This is a genomic window from Rossellomorea orangium (assembly GCF_019334305.1).
In the GTDB taxonomy this organism is placed as follows: domain Bacteria; phylum Bacillota; class Bacilli; order Bacillales; family Bacillaceae_B; genus Rossellomorea.
In genome coordinates this window covers 14,350-28,825 of the sequence record NZ_JAHWGH010000011.1, presented here as the reverse complement: position 1 = coordinate 28,825, position 14,476 = coordinate 14,350, and the positions used below count along the sequence as shown (strand labels likewise).

11 protein-coding genes are annotated in these 14,476 nt (G+C 44.1%); 5 read left to right on the top strand and 6 right to left on the bottom strand.

All coding sequences use genetic code 11. The features are described from left to right. Positions 1–5: 5 nt before the first annotated feature. From galE to KYJ26_RS06240, 6 genes are all read right to left on the bottom strand, one after another. Positions 6–1,001 (bottom strand): UDP-glucose 4-epimerase GalE, encoded by a 996-nt coding sequence (galE, locus tag KYJ26_RS06265; RefSeq protein ID WP_219166431.1) that lies wholly within the window; start codon positions 999–1,001, stop codon positions 6–8. After that, on the bottom strand, positions 998–2,179 hold the full coding sequence (locus tag KYJ26_RS06260; protein ID WP_219166430.1) for a galactokinase: 1,182 nt from the start codon (positions 2,177–2,179) through the stop codon (positions 998–1,000). Before KYJ26_RS06260 ends, galE begins: the two co-directional genes overlap by 4 nt. 204 nt (positions 2,180–2,383) lie before the next feature. Further along, positions 2,384–3,970 (bottom strand): solute:sodium symporter family transporter, encoded by a 1,587-nt coding sequence (locus KYJ26_RS06255; protein WP_219166429.1) that lies wholly within the window; start codon positions 3,968–3,970, stop codon positions 2,384–2,386. 309 nt (positions 3,971–4,279) lie between these two features. After that, positions 4,280–5,614: a hypothetical protein gene (locus KYJ26_RS06250; protein ID WP_219166428.1), complete on the bottom strand. Its 1,335-nt coding sequence runs from the start codon at positions 5,612–5,614 to the stop codon at positions 4,280–4,282. Between the two features lie 683 nt (positions 5,615–6,297). Continuing rightward, a complete protein-coding gene (locus KYJ26_RS06245) occupies positions 6,298–7,668 on the bottom strand; it encodes a GumC domain-containing protein (protein WP_219166427.1) in 1,371 nt (456 codons plus the stop codon). Beyond that, entirely contained in the window at positions 7,655–8,173 is a 519-nt protein-coding gene (locus tag KYJ26_RS06240; RefSeq protein WP_219166426.1) for an RNA polymerase sigma factor, read from the bottom strand. The genes KYJ26_RS06245 and KYJ26_RS06240 overlap by 14 nt, the downstream gene beginning before the upstream one ends. 236 nt (positions 8,174–8,409) lie before the next feature. Here KYJ26_RS06240 and KYJ26_RS06235 point away from each other — a divergent pair, with 236 nt between their 5' ends. From KYJ26_RS06235 to KYJ26_RS06215, 5 genes are all read left to right on the top strand, one after another. After that, positions 8,410–9,198 (top strand): ABC transporter ATP-binding protein, encoded by a 789-nt coding sequence (locus KYJ26_RS06235; RefSeq protein ID WP_219166425.1) that lies wholly within the window; start codon positions 8,410–8,412, stop codon positions 9,196–9,198. After that, the gene (locus KYJ26_RS06230) at positions 9,182–9,937 is read left to right on the top strand and encodes an ABC transporter permease (protein ID WP_219166424.1); all 756 of its coding nucleotides are present in this window, start codon (positions 9,182–9,184) and stop codon (positions 9,935–9,937) included. The genes KYJ26_RS06235 and KYJ26_RS06230 overlap by 17 nt, the downstream gene beginning before the upstream one ends. 39 nt (positions 9,938–9,976) lie before the next feature. Further along, a complete protein-coding gene (locus KYJ26_RS06225; protein ID WP_219166423.1) occupies positions 9,977–10,972 on the top strand; it encodes an aliphatic sulfonate ABC transporter substrate-binding protein in 996 nt (331 codons plus the stop codon). Positions 10,973–11,034: 62 nt separating this feature from the next. Further along, positions 11,035–11,625 carry an SCO family protein gene (locus KYJ26_RS06220; RefSeq protein ID WP_308807547.1) on the top strand — a complete coding sequence of 197 codons (591 nt, stop codon included), beginning with the start codon at positions 11,035–11,037 and terminating at the stop codon, positions 11,623–11,625. A gap of 402 nt (positions 11,626–12,027) precedes the next feature. Continuing rightward, on the top strand, positions 12,028–14,433 hold the full coding sequence (locus KYJ26_RS06215) for a putative bifunctional diguanylate cyclase/phosphodiesterase (protein ID WP_219166422.1): 2,406 nt from the start codon (positions 12,028–12,030) through the stop codon (positions 14,431–14,433). Positions 14,434–14,476 lie beyond the last annotated feature (43 nt).

The window sequence follows — 14,476 nt, the reverse complement described above, 5'->3', positions numbered from 1 at the left end:
CTCCGTCACTCTCCCTTTCTGTCGTCGTATCCATTCGGATGGGTTTCGTGCCACTTCCAGGCATCCCCGATCATGGTTTTAACCGAAGTTCGGGACGGTTCCCAGCCCAGAACTTCTTTCGCTTTTTCTGAAGAAGCAATCAGTTTGCTTGGATCTCCCGCTCTTCGTTGTCCGATTTTCTCAGGAATCGGATGCCCGGTCACTTCCCTTGCTGCATGAATCATTTCTTTCACCGAAAAGCCCTGGCTGCTTCCCAGGTTGAAGATATTGCTTTCCCCTGTATGCTTCAGATAATCAAGGGCAAGGATATGCGCTTCAATCAGGTCATCCACGTGGATATAGTCCCGGATACACGTTCCGTCAGGCGTGTCATAGTCTTCTCCAAAGATCGTAATATGGTCACGTTGACCAAGAGCCACCTGCAGGATGATCGGAATCAGATGGGTCTCCGGGGTATGATCCTCTCCAATCACACCGCGTGCTCCCGCCACATTGAAATAGCGGAGGGACACAAACTTGATCCCATAAGCCTCATCGCACCATCTCATCATCTTTTCCATGGCAAGCTTCGTTTCACCATAAGCGTTCGTCGGTTCCGTTTTCATCTTTTCGGTGATCGGCACCATCTCAGGCTCTCCGTACGTTGCCGCCGTTGATGAAAACACGATATGCTTCACATCGAATTCATTCATCACCTCAAGGGTTACCTGAGTACCGTACACATTGTTATCGAAATACTTGAGTGGATTTTCCATCGATTCGCCGACCAGGGAATTCGCGGCGAAATGGATGACTCCGTCAATTTTTTCTTTTTGAAATACAGATTTCAGGAAATCCTTATCCCTGATATCTCCCTGATAGAAAACAGCGTCCTGATGAACCGCGTCTCTGTGTCCTGTTTCCAAGCTGTCGACTACGATGGTTCTGTATCCCTGTTCGACAAGCTGATACACGGCATGAGATCCGACATATCCTGCACCGCCCAATACTAACACGTTCATACGATCACCTCTTTATCTAATTCTGTTGCACCATTTCCGATATCCGCTACATAGAAGGTCGCCTCATATCCGACCGCTTCTTCATACTTCCTGGATACATTTTCAATAAAGCCTTCCACCTGCTCGCGTTCCACGATGGCAATCGCGCATCCGCCGAAGCCTGCTCCGGTCATCCTCGCCCCGACGACGCCAGGCTGATTCCATGCGGCTTCAACAAGGGCATCCAGTTCCTTCCCCGTCACTTCATAATCGTCCCGCAGTGAGATATGGGATTGATTCATCAAATCCCCGAACTTCTGAAGCTGATCATTTTGTAAATAGCGAAGAGCCTGAAGCGTGCGGCGATTTTCATAAACCGCGTGCTTGGCACGTTTCTGTTTGATGGGATCTGTGATGACGTCCTTATGGAGCTCGAATTCTTCCTCTGTCAGTTCTCCAAGGGATCCGATATCCGTCACCGACTGCAGACTTTGAAGAGCTGACTCACATTCCGTTCGTCTCTCATTGTACTTAGATCCCGCAAGCTCCCGGCGTTTATTGGAATTCATGATGATAATGCTGTGATGTTCCAAATCCAGCGGCGCGTATTCATATCGGAGTGAATTCGTATCCAGTAAAATGCCGGCACCCCTTTTTCCCATCCCGATGGCAAACTGATCCATGATCCCGCTGTTCACGCCGATGAACTCGTTTTCCACCTTTTGTCCGGTCTTGACGAGATCGATCCGGTCGATGGAAAGATTGAATAATCCTTGAAGCATGACCCCTGTCACCAGTTCTATGGATGCCGACGAAGACAACCCGGCCCCATTGGGAATATTGCCGTAGAACAGGACGTCCATCCCGCTTTCGATGGAATGTCCCGCTTCCTTCAAATACCGGATCATCCCTTTCGGATAATTCGCCCAGTCATGCCCTGGATCATAATCCAACCCGTCGAGGTCAAATTCCATGACCCCTGTTTGTTCAAAATTCAATGAATACAGTCGCACCAACCGGTCTTCCCGTCTCTTCGCCACGGCATAGGTGCCGAACGTGATGGCACATGGAAACACATGCCCGCCATTATAATCCGTGTGCTCCCCGATCAAATTGATTCGTCCAGGGGCAAAGAAAACACGGTCCGCTCCACAGTTGAATATCTCTTTAAAACTATTAAAAAGTTGCTGAACATGCATGCTGATTCCTCCTACGTTTTATACCCATCTTTCAATTTCCCTCGTGCATTTCGCGGTGACAGAAAATATAGAAACCGCTTTCAACTTTATGATAAAACAACAAGGATGAAATTTCAATAAAATTTTAGTAAAAGTTTTACTAATCCTTCCCGGCAAATATAAACGAAGACAGTCAGGCCAACACCTGACTGTCTTTGATAGATTTTAAGCTCCTATTCCAAGCGGAGAGAAAACCATATAGATGATGATCATGGCAATCGTACAAGCGATACCAATTGGATACACGATTTTCCAAGGAGTCATATCGACCTTATATGACTCTTCCAATCTGTAATCCGTGCTTCTCGGTTTGAATTTACCGATCAGAAGCATCAGTGCAGAACAAAGGACAAACAGGATTCCTAAAATATGCAGGAAGTGAAGGCCCGTATTCCAGAATAATTGTGTAATCGCATACAACGTAATGAAAACAAAGAGCGAGATCTTCGCTGCAATCGCCGGTACCCGCTTGGTCATGTACCCGACGATGATGATGGTGAAGATCGGTACATTATAGAAACCGTTTACAATCTGGAGATACTGGAAGAATCCTTGTGGCGCCTTCTCAATGAGCGGTGCCAGGACCATCGCAAATACCGCCAGCAACACGCCGAAATACTTCCCGTTTTTAACTAGCTGCTTGTCCGACGCACCAGGTTTGACGTACGGCTTATAAATGTTCAGTGTAAAAAGTGTCACCGAAGAGTTCAATGCTGAATTGAAGGATGAAAGGATCGCCCCGAACAACACAGCGGCAAAGAATCCGACAAGAGGTGTCGGCAGAATCTCATTCACCAACCGCGGATAGGCATCCGTCGGTTCCAGGTTTTCACCGAACATATTGAACGCGATGATACCAGGCAGAATTAAGAAAAATGGTCCGACCAGCTTCAAAGCGGCTGCAATCAGCACCCCTTTCTGACCTTCCTTCAGATTCTTCGCCGCAAGGGCACGCTGCATGATATGCTGAGCCGTTCCCCAATAGAAGAGGTTGACGAGGAGCATCCCCGTAAACATCGTACTGAAAGGCACCGGATCTTCCGGTTTCCCTATCGCATTCAATTTCTCAGGTGTGTTCTCCATAATCGTGTGGAATCCGCTGAACAGGGAACCATCCCCGAGAACGAATAAACCAATGACCGGAATCATCAATCCCCCGATCAATAATCCGACTCCGTTGATCGTATCCGAGACGGCAACCGCTTTCAATCCACCGAAGATGGCATACAGGGAACCGATGATCCCAATCGACCATACGGTGATCCACAGTGCCGTCGTCCGGTCCACCCCAAGCATTTCAGGAACATTGAAGATACCGCTCAGCGCCACCGCCCCTGAATAAAGGATAGGTGGTAATAAGTTAAAGACATATCCAAACAGGAAGAGAATCGTCACGATCTGCTTTGTGCTTGAATCAAATCGTTCTTCCAGAAAATCAGGTATCGTCGTGATGCCCCCTTTTAAATAGCGGGGGAGCAAATAAAACGCGACAAGAACAAGGGCAATCGCCGACCCGACTTCCCAGCCCATCACCGACATATTATCCGAGTACCCCTGGGCATTTAATCCGATCAGCTGCTCCGTCGATAAATTCGTCAGCATCAGGGATCCCCCGATCACCCAGCCGGTAAGACTGCGCCCTGCAAGGAAATACCCCTCCTGCGTGCCCAGATCCTCGTCCCTTGTTTTCCAATACGAAATCAACGCAACAAGAATCGTGAAAAACAAGAAGGAAATGATTGTGAATAACATAGTTGTAACTCCTCTCCATTGATCACTCTTTTTTCATTCACCTAAGCTGAATGAAGACTTTTCAAAATCTTTAAAAATAGTATAACGTGAAAGCGCTATTATAGTAAACATTTTAGTAAACAAAATCGTGAATTTTTCCTAGTTTTTTACTAGGTGTAGTGTAATCTGTATAATGATGGTGGGTACTCGTAGGTATTTTTGAGGATAGATTGATAGGGAAAGGGCAATACATAATAAAGAGGCATCCCCAACAGGATGCCTCTCTTTCTCGTTAATAGCAACGAGTATTTAAAGGATAACTACCCGATATCACCAAACATCATAACGCAACCATCCATTTTCCACACTTAATATTTCTCCTCCAGACCCTTCCTCCACTTTATAAGGTTCGCCACTCTCTATAACTTTGTCGACAATGGCAGCAAATTGTTCCCTTGTGTACTTCTTAGACTTAAAGGTCATCAGATCAATAAAGAGATCTTTATACTCAACATCCGCACCAGACACAAGGGAAACGGTCGCGATGAACTTTCTGCCGATGATGACATAGGACATATCCGAGCTTGGGGTATAGTAAAAACGGGCCCCGTATTTGCGGGCAATGTCATCATACCCTTTACCAGCTTTATACTTATTAAAATCACGGCTCATTTTGAATGTAAACCCATCTGAACCAGTCATCGTGAATTCCAACGGATATAGCTCATCTTCCTGACTGCCGGTCTCTGATTGGGGTTCGTCCTTTTCTTCAGATACTGTGCCGCTTGAGTTTACTTCTTTAGGTTTCGAAGCTTGTTCTTCTCTTTGTTTTTGGGCTAACATCTCTTCTTCCTTGCGCTTTTTCTCTGCTGCCTCTGCCATAAGCTGCTGAAACTCAGCTTTCGCCTTGTTGATTTCGTCTTCCATCATCACAGCCATCTGTTTGTTTGATAATTGATTAACCTGGCTCATTACTTCCTTGGCCTTTTGTTCAAATTCCTGCGTCCCGACGGATTGTTCTGATGCCATTTTTTTAAGAGCTTGAACATCTTCCTGGGCACCCATATAGTTCTTGAATTCTTTTTCGAGGTTATTCATTTGGGCAGTATATTGTTTACTTAAGAATGCTTTTAGTGTAGCATTTTGCAGTTGATCAAATCCCTTCAATTTGTTGGAGATTTCCCTTTTCAGCAGAGATAATTTTCCTTCTAACTTTTCATCAAAAGTGTCCTGAGAAAGGATTTTATTCAAGTCATCAATAGTAGTCTGGAGCTTATTTGCCTCAGGGACTGTGTCAATATAAATTTTGATTTCCTTCATCATTGAGGTTAATTTTTTCTTTTCTTTTTCAGAGACAGTATCCACCTTCTCCAAAGACGATTGAGCCGACTTAACCTTGGAATCTTCTATAGGTTCCAATAGTTCGCCTTCTGCTGTATTCTGCAGATTTTCTCCCATTTCTTTATAAACCGTTTGAATGTTCTCCTCTGCCTGAACATATCGTTCATGCTCCCGTTCTTTCCCTGTTTCTGAAATAATATAAACTGTAAGCAATGAGAATATGAAAATACCAAGTATAGCCGCAATAAAATTACCACGTTTACCCCTTTTCCAAATACTCTTCTCCACAGTTGGTGAATGATTTTCGTTGTTTAATTTCTTCATTTATTTTTCCTCCTGTCATCAATTGAAACTTACACGCGCAAGAAAATACATGATTCAAACTTTATTCTCTTAATACATTCTCAATACCACCCGATGGGACAAGAAACGGATAGGTCATTTCACTGTATTGATGAAACCAATTTGCTAATATCCTATTCATCCCATCCCCCCGTTTTTTTCTTTATATACATTAGACGATTATGAACCCCCAAATATTTCATTTATTTGGATATTTTTTCATTTCATTTACAAATTCATTAATTGGGTTGACATACCTTTCTTTTTGCTATCTTTTTCTACAAAATAAAAGGAAATTCTACAACCTTCCACAATATAGTGTAAGAGTGTGACACAGATCTGGACTAAAACAATAAGAATTATGAGAAGGATTAATGATATGTAGGTAAAGATTAATTATCTAATTAGGTATTGAAGTCTCCAATGTCTTAAAAGATAGTAATCTTGAAATCCATCAAGGGGAATTCGCATCGTTCGTGGGGGAATCTGGTAGTGCTTATTTTTTCATGAAAAAGCAGCTTGGTTTGACCAAAAAACGCTCAAACCAAGCTGCTTATTTGTACATAAAAATCATAAAGTTCTTCATCGGCCTCAGAAAAACAATTCGTCTTTTTGGTCCTGCCATTATTAAGTGCTTATTATTTAGTCTCTTTCATCTTTAACTATTACCATGAATCATAAAGCAACACTCCATTTTTCAACCGAAGTTCTGATCCACCCTGATCATTTCCCACTTTGTATGGTTCCCCGGTTTGGATTACAGTATTGACGATTTCAGAAAACTCAGCTTTTGTATTTTTACTGTTATAAGTACACAATTCGATAAAGAGATCCTTATATTCAAGAAGTGCACTAGTTGAGATTGAAACTCCTGCTATTTGTTGACCATTTTTGAAAATAACCCCACCATCTGAGTTTGGTATGAAATAATATCTCCCGCCATATTTTTTAGCTAATTCATCATAATGGAGTAAGGTTTCATTTCCTTTAAAGTCCCTGCTATATTTAATTGTAATTCCCTGAGGTGTTGTCTCGGTAAACTCCATAGGATATTCACCATCCTGATCTTCTTTTGGAGAATCTGCAGCTTTATTATTTTCAGCTTCTTTTCGTTCCTCTTCTTTTTTAATCTCTTCCTGTCTAATTTCTTCTTGCTTCTTTTGTTGGATTTCATTATATTCCGTTTGTGCCTGTTTTAATCGATTTTCCATTTCAATTGCCGTTTGTTCGTTAGGTAAACGATCCAGTTGTTGCAGTACTCCCTCTATTTGTTTATCAAATTCATCTTTATTCATTGACTGCTCTTTAGCTATTGTGCTTAATTCTTCAATTTGACTACTCATGTCCTGCAATTGATTAATCGACTCTTCAATCGCTGCTAGTTGTGGGGAATATCTTTCAGAGAAAAAACTCTTTAGATTAGCACTTTCAAGACTATCAAATTTTTTATTTGCTATATCTAATTCATTCTTTAGTCGTGCTATTTCTTCCTGAACTCCCTCTTGGAACTTCCCTTCATATATTTCTTTGTTTAGAAGTGTGATGTTCTTTTGTAAATCATTCACAAATGGTACCATTTGGTTATATTCCTGTAGAGTTATCAACTTTTTATTCAGCTTTTTTGCCTTTTCCTCATTACTGATTGAAGAATCTGCATTAATTTCACCCATTGAAGCCTCTGCGGCTTTCAGTGCCTTAGGGTTCACCTCTTTCAATAATGCCTTTGGACCGGCTGTTTCCAAATGTTTTTCCATCTCGCCATAAACAGCATCTACTTTCTCCCCGGCATCTGCAAGCAACTGCTCAGTTTTTCCTTTTTCTGTTTCAAAAAGAATATACGCTGTTAGCACAGAAAATAAAATCAGCCCCATTACAGTTGTAACCACCCCTATAAACTTCCCTTCTTTCCAGCTCCTTTTTTGGCGGGTAGGCGTTACGTGATGAAGTATACTTGTATGAATTCTGTCCTTTGCTTCATCGTTTAACTTCATCTTGGGAAACTTATTTTGAAAAGTGTACTCATCATGATTCTTCATCTCTATATCCTCCCATTATGGTTTGTAACTTTTTACATGCGCGGTGAAAGGTGATTCGTACTTTGTTTTCTGACCACCCCAAAATGGCTGCGGTTTCTTTTACATCGAATTCATTCATTCCTTTTAATATCAAAACGTCTCTGTAATTCGGTTTGAGTTTATGGATATGACCAAGGAGTTCCTTGGTCTCCTCAACGACGAACAGCTGGGATTCCGGTGTTTCTAAAGAAGCTGCTTCTAGAATTTGAGGTGATAAAGGGTTGCTGGACAACTTCTGTTTGTGACGTTTCCTTTGTTCATCAACCGCAAGATTTCTCGCTATTGAATACAACCAGGTTTTCGGATTTGCCTTGCCCTCAAATGATTCATACGAATTAAGCGCCCGTATGAACACTTCCTGAACCAGGTCTTCTACATCCATTGAGCTCATCCGATATACTAAAAACGTATAAATTGAATCACTGTATAATGTAAACCATTCTGCTACTATCCTATTGTTGGACATCTCATTCCCCCGCTTTTTTTTGCTTTTATATATTAGACGAAAGCAGCCGTTAGATATTTCGCTTTTTTGTATAATTTTTCATTTTATTTACAAATCACCAGACATTCTTGACAAGCACTCTTTACTTACCCTTCCCCCAAAATAAAGGAAACCTTGACAACCTTCCCCAATATACTATAATTATGTTATTTATATTCCGACTAAACTAATAAGAATTATAAGATAAGGATGATGATATGTTTATCGAAATCAACCATCTAAATAAACAATATCCAGATAAGGCAGGAAAGCCCACAGATGTCTTAAAAGATATTAATCTTCAAATCAATCAGGGGGAATTCATATCGATCCTGGGGCCATCCGGTTGCGGTAAGTCCACTCTTCTTTCGATTGTAGCAGGATTGACGGAATCGACAACGGGAGAAGTCCTGGTAGACGGACATCCGATCAAGAAACCGGGAAAAGACCGCGGGATGGTCTTCCAACAAGCTGCGCTGTTTCCTTGGCTGAATGTCCGTGACAACGTGACCTTTCCCCTAAAAAAAGAAATGTCCAAAAAAGAGGCAAAACAGCAGGCCGCGAAGTACCTACATATGGTCCAGCTCGGAAACTATCAGGATCATTACCCCCATGAGTTGTCAGGAGGCATGCAGCAGCGGGTGGCAATCGCACGTGCTCTCTCCATGAACCCTGAAATCCTTCTGATGGATGAACCTTTCGGGGCACTCGATGAACAGACGCGCTCAAGGCTTCACCACCAGCTTGAAACGATCTGGATGGAAACGAAGAAGACCGTTCTCTTCGTCACCCACAGTATCTCGGAGTCTATTAAGCTTTCAGATCGGATCATCGTCATGGGAACCCGTCCCGGAACGATCTTGGCGGATATCAAGGTGGATATCCCCCGTCCCCGGGATGCTCATAAGGAAGAAATGGTGAAAATCGAAGAACATATCATGAGTTATTTAAAGAAGGAAATCGACAAAGTGATAAGTGAGGAATTGGCCTATGAACACCGCTCTTAAACGCATCATCTTCTTCGCCCTGATCATCGGCCTTTGGGAATCGGGGTCGCGGTTTGGGTTATGGACAGAGATTGTCCTCCCGTCTCCCTCTTCCGTATTCGATGCCTTATTTACAGGAATAGCCGATCAAACCTTGATCATAGACCTTATTGCAAGCTTTAAACGTTTATTCATCGGATTAGGGATTTCGTTGATCATTGGAACGAGCATCGGCGTGCTTCTGGCAAAATCAAAAACGGCCGACGATACGCTCGGATCTTTGTTGCTCGCCTTCCAGAGTGTGCCTAGCATCGTCTGGCTTCCACTGGCGATTATGTGGTTCGGACTCAATGAAAAAGCCGTCATTTTCGTCGTCATCCTCGGGGGAACATTCGTCATGGCCCTGAACATCCGGATGGGGATCAAAAACGTCTCTCCCCTTTATTTGAAAGCTGCCCAGACGATGGGTTCAAGAGGATTGGACCTATTCATCCGGGTCATCTTCCCGGCATCGATCCCATACGTGGTAACGGGATCACGCCTCGCATGGGCATTCGCGTGGCGGGCACTGATGGCCGGGGAACTCCTCAGTACGGGACCGGGACTCGGTTACACGCTCCGCTACGCCTCGGATTTCGGTGACATGAGCCTCGTGATCGCCGTAATGATCATCATCGGTGTCATCGGGGCGATTGTGGATCAATTGTTATTCCAGCGTATTGAAAAATCAGTGATCAAACGCTGGGGATTGGAATCGTAAATAAATCGGCGGGTTCATCCGCCATTAGGAGGATACAAAATGAAAAAAACGTTTTTACTAGTCACGATTTTCTTGACCTTCCTTGGAGTGCTTGCCGGCTGCGGGACGGAAAAAAGCTCAGGCGGGGACGTCAGCAAGAAAGTCGTCATCGGCTACTTCCCGAATATCAATCACGTACCGGCAATGGTCGCAAAAGACAAAGGATACTATGAAAAAGAGCTTGGTGACGGTACGAAGGTTGAATATAAAACATTCCCTGACGGTTCATCGTTCATGACCGCTTTAAAAACGGGTGAAATTGATGCCGGTCTTGTCGGACCGGGTCCTGCCATGAACAACTATATGACAGGTGCAGATGTGAAAATCATCGGCGGCGGATCCACTGGCGGAACCGTGGTCCTGGCGAGTAAGGAAAGCGGTGTGAAATCCGTGGAAGATTTTGCAGGGAAATCCTTTATCACTCCTGCCGTAGGTTGTACCCATGACGTTCAAGTGGAAACATTCCTCGGCGAGCACGGGATCGAGTCTCAGCGGATTGGCGGCACGATGAAGCACGTAACCGGGAACCCTGCTCAGTATGCGAATATGCTGAAATCAGGTAAGGTTGACATTGCGGTCGCACCGGAGCCATGGGCGGCTGTGATCCAACAGGAAACAGGCGCCAACATCATCATCGACCATGATGAAATTTCCTTCGGGGAAACACTTCCTGCTTCCGTCCTTGTGGCTTCAGGAAAGTCGGTAAAAGAAAATCCGGACACGATCCAAAAAATTGTAGACGCACATAAAGAAGCGACTTCGTTCATTGAAGAAAACCCTGAAGAAGCCAAAGAAATCACAATCAAAGACGTGAAAGAAGTAACCGGACAGGAACTAAGTAAAGAAGTCGTCGACCAGGCATGGGAACGAATCGGATTCACCTACAAAGTGGACTCAGACGCCGTCCAGGCATTCGCAGACTCCTCCTACGAACTCAAATTCCTGAAAGAAAAACCAAAATTCACAGACCTGATCGACAAACAATTCATCGACTAATCACGGAAGGTCCGTCCCTCACTTTTGAGGGACGGACCTCTATTATAGAAGGGGGAAATTCAGTGAGAGTGAGGTTTATGGTGTTAGTAGCCGCTTTGTTTTGTCTGTTGCTGAGCGGATGTCAGGGTGAGGATGTGGAGGATTCGTTTCCGATGAAGGTGGAGGTCGGGGAGCTGGATGCTGTGGATCAGAATGGTGAGGAAGTATCGCTTGCTGAGCTCAATAAAGGCAAGATTGTGGTGGCAGATTTTATTTTTACGAACTGTGATACGGTGTGTCTTCCCATGACGGCGAATATGTCGAAGCTTCAGCAGAAGATTGCGGATGCAGGATTGCAGGATGCGGTACAGCTCGTTTCCATGAGCGTCGATCCGGAGCATGATACGCCGAAGGTATTGACGGAATATAGCAGCAGGTACAAATACAATGAAGAGAATTGGAGCTTTCTCACAGGGTACTCCAGGGATGAGATCGAGTCCTTTGCCAATGTTTCCTTTAAGACTCCCGCTGCAGAGGTCGAGGGTTCGGACCAGTTTGTTCACGGGACCTCTTTTTATCTGGTGAGTGAGAACGGCGTATTATTGAAACAGTATGAAGGCGTGTCGAGTCCTCCGTATGAGGAGATCATCGAGGATATTGAACGATTGAAGTGACCTTTCCGGGTGGTTCGGGGAGGTTTTTTTATTTGAAGCTCTATGTAAAGTGAAATGGGATATGGGGCTCCGTATTTTTAATGTCTTTTTTCTGGAATCATGCGGGATTTGAACTTTTCATGCGGGATTCCATATAATCGTGCCGGAATCCACCATATTCATGCCAAATTTCACATAATCATGCCGACTTGTCGAAAGATCTTTATAAGTCCCCAACATAGACAAATAATCATCCCTAGTACCATCAAATGGGAGGTATCAATACTCCTTTCAACAAGTGGAAAGGCAGCTAGATCATCTTCAAGAACCTTGTCGATAAAAGCAAGAAATACACAGAAAAAAGAAAATCCCGTCGAAATAGATGATATACTGTTAGAAATAGGTATTTTGGCGGAGGTAATTATGACTGGTTTTCTGGTGATATCCATCAATTTAATAATGAGCATCCTCTTATCGGCTGGCTGTAGCTATCTTGCACTGAAGGAAGCCTTTAAGCGAAACGGTCAAAAGCAAGTGCTGAGCAAAAGGGAATTGTTTCTTCCTTCCTTTATTTATACGATTTTTTATTGCCTGCTCCACGCTTCTGTTACGTTGATGGTTTCATATGAAATCTTCATCCAGCGCTTCTTTTATTTCGCTCCGATTTTTTTAGTGATTTGTTTTTTCAGTATCTATCTGTCCCTCCGTCTTTTCCAGGATGTGAATACGGATAAAGTGAACTTTATCATGGGTGGGTTCATATTTTCCCTAATTATGATGGCGGGGAATTTTGCCACTTATGTTGGATTGATTTATCCCTATGTCGCATTCAAACCGATGTATATCTGCTTGACGATCCTGATGACACTTGGTGTGACCTTCCCTTTTTTCCGGATGCTTCTGCAGCTCAATAATCAGGAAAGCAGTTCGTATACGAGTAAGCAGCATGCCTTTTGGAGTATTGTGATGGGCCTTGGTTTCTCCGGCATTACCTACCTGACAGCTTACTCCCTGCTTTCTCCTGAGAAATACGGGTCGTATCTTTCCCTTGTGGAAAATAATCATCTGATTCCCTTCATTATTGAAATGGCCATCCTGCTTATCCTTTGGTTCATACCGGACCATTTAGCCAATGATCTACATAAAAAGCAGATGAAAGAGATTTATGAAAAGGAACAGGAATACAAATCTTTATACGAGAATAATCTTTCCGCCATCTTCACGTATAACCGGGATGCCATCATCGTGGAGGCAAATGAGCGGGCTGCGGACATGACGGGTTATTCTATAAAAGAGATTGTGGGCAAAGGGTTCCGCACCTATGTGATGGATAAAGATTTAGAACAGATTCAGTCGGCGTTCCAGGCATCCTTAATTGGGAAAGCGTCAAAATTCGAAATGGAGTTCCCACACCGGAAAGGGCACATTATGTCCATCCAGGTCATCGTGGTGCCGATCTATCTCGATGGAGAAGTGACGGGTGCCCACGTATTAGCGACGGACATAACCGAAGCCATCCGCGACAAGAAACAAATTCAGTATCTTGCCTTTCACGATGAACTCACCGGATTGCCGAACAGACGCTATTTCAATGAAGAATTTGAGAAAAAGGTTCAACAAGGTCATGACCAGATGGCCATCCTTCTCCTTGACCTGAACCGCTTCAAGATCGTCAATGACACATTGGGACATGGGTATGGCGATGAACTCATCTCCCGGGTGGGAAAAAGATGCGTAAAGGTGTTGGGGGCGAAAGGCTTCATCGCGCGGATGAGCGGGGACGAGTTCATCATCCTGCTTCCGTCCATCGATAATAGGGGTGACGTCCATAAGATGGCGGCAGCGATTCACGAAAGCCTGAAGACGCCTTTTGACATAGGCGGACATGAAATCATGACAAGCACGTCCATCGGGATCTCCCTCTATCCCCAGGATGGCCGTGATCTTTCCACCCTATTGAAAAAGGCGGATATCGCCATGTATACGATGAAAAAGAGCGAAGGAGCGTATCAGCTACTCTTTTCCGATCAGCTTGAGGAGAAAGGGATCAATCCGATCGAACTTGAAGAAAACCTTCGAAAAGCTCTGGTCCATGAAGAGTTCGAGTTGTATTATCAGCCGCAGCTTTCATTGACGACGAACCTTATCGTCGGGGTAGAAGCATTGATTAGATGGAACCATCCGGCGAAAGGACTGATTTCACCCGCAGATTTCATTCCCCTGGCAGAGGAAACCGGCTTGATCATCCCCCTTGGGGAACGCATTCTGATCGAAGCATGCAAACAGCTTAAGAAATGGATCCAGGAGGGCTATGAATTCAAGGTATCCATCAATGTTTCCTCCAGGCAGTTTCATGATGCCACTTTTGTGGAAATGGTACGGAACGTCATTCGAACATATGAGGTTCACCCTTCCCTTATCGAGCTCGAAGTCACCGAGAGCACGACCATGCACCATGTGGAGGAAGCTTTGGCGAAACTGAATGCCCTGCGTGAGATCGGTGTCTCCATCGCCATCGATGATTTCGGCATCGAGTACAGCTCATTAAGCTACCTGCAGAAATTCTCGATACAGACGTTGAAGATCGATCGGAGCTTCATTATGGGACTCGATGATAATGAGTCCAACAAAGCGATCGTTTCAGCGATTCATGCCATGGCCAAGCATTTGAAACTGGCCATCGTGGCGGAAGGTGTGGAGACGGAATCCCAATTGGAGTGGCTGAAGGAGTTACAATGTGAGTATGCGCAAGGGTATTATTTCAGCAGGCCGGTTCCTGCAGAGGAACTAAGTGAGTTTATGTTAGAGCAAAAAGGCGCGGCCGTATAAATAGCTGGATTAACCCCATTTGATGAAAATTCAGTGGGGTTTT

Excerpts from the sequence above, each read along its gene's own strand:
- KYJ26_RS06255 (WP_219166429.1), bottom strand. The coding sequence starts at position 3,970 with ATGTTATTCACAATCATTTCCTTCTTGTTTTTCACGATTCTTGTTGCG.
- KYJ26_RS06250 (WP_219166428.1), bottom strand. The coding sequence starts at position 5,614 with ATGAAGAAATTAAACAACGAAAATCATTCACCAACTGTGGAGAAGAGT.
- KYJ26_RS06260 (WP_219166430.1), bottom strand. The coding sequence starts at position 2,179 with ATGCATGTTCAGCAACTTTTTAATAGTTTTAAAGAGATATTCAACTGT.
- KYJ26_RS06225 (WP_219166423.1), top strand. The coding sequence starts at position 9,977 with ATGAAAAAAACGTTTTTACTAGTCACGATTTTCTTGACCTTCCTTGGA.
- KYJ26_RS06215 (WP_219166422.1), top strand. The coding sequence starts at position 12,028 with ATGACTGGTTTTCTGGTGATATCCATCAATTTAATAATGAGCATCCTC.
- KYJ26_RS06230 (WP_219166424.1), top strand. The coding sequence starts at position 9,182 with ATGAACACCGCTCTTAAACGCATCATCTTCTTCGCCCTGATCATCGGC.
- KYJ26_RS06235 (WP_219166425.1), top strand. The coding sequence starts at position 8,410 with ATGTTTATCGAAATCAACCATCTAAATAAACAATATCCAGATAAGGCA.
- KYJ26_RS06240 (WP_219166426.1), bottom strand. The coding sequence starts at position 8,173 with ATGTCCAACAATAGGATAGTAGCAGAATGGTTTACATTATACAGTGAT.
- KYJ26_RS06245 (WP_219166427.1), bottom strand. The coding sequence starts at position 7,668 with ATGAAGAATCATGATGAGTACACTTTTCAAAATAAGTTTCCCAAGATG.
- galE (WP_219166431.1), bottom strand. The coding sequence starts at position 1,001 with ATGAACGTGTTAGTATTGGGCGGTGCAGGATATGTCGGATCTCATGCC.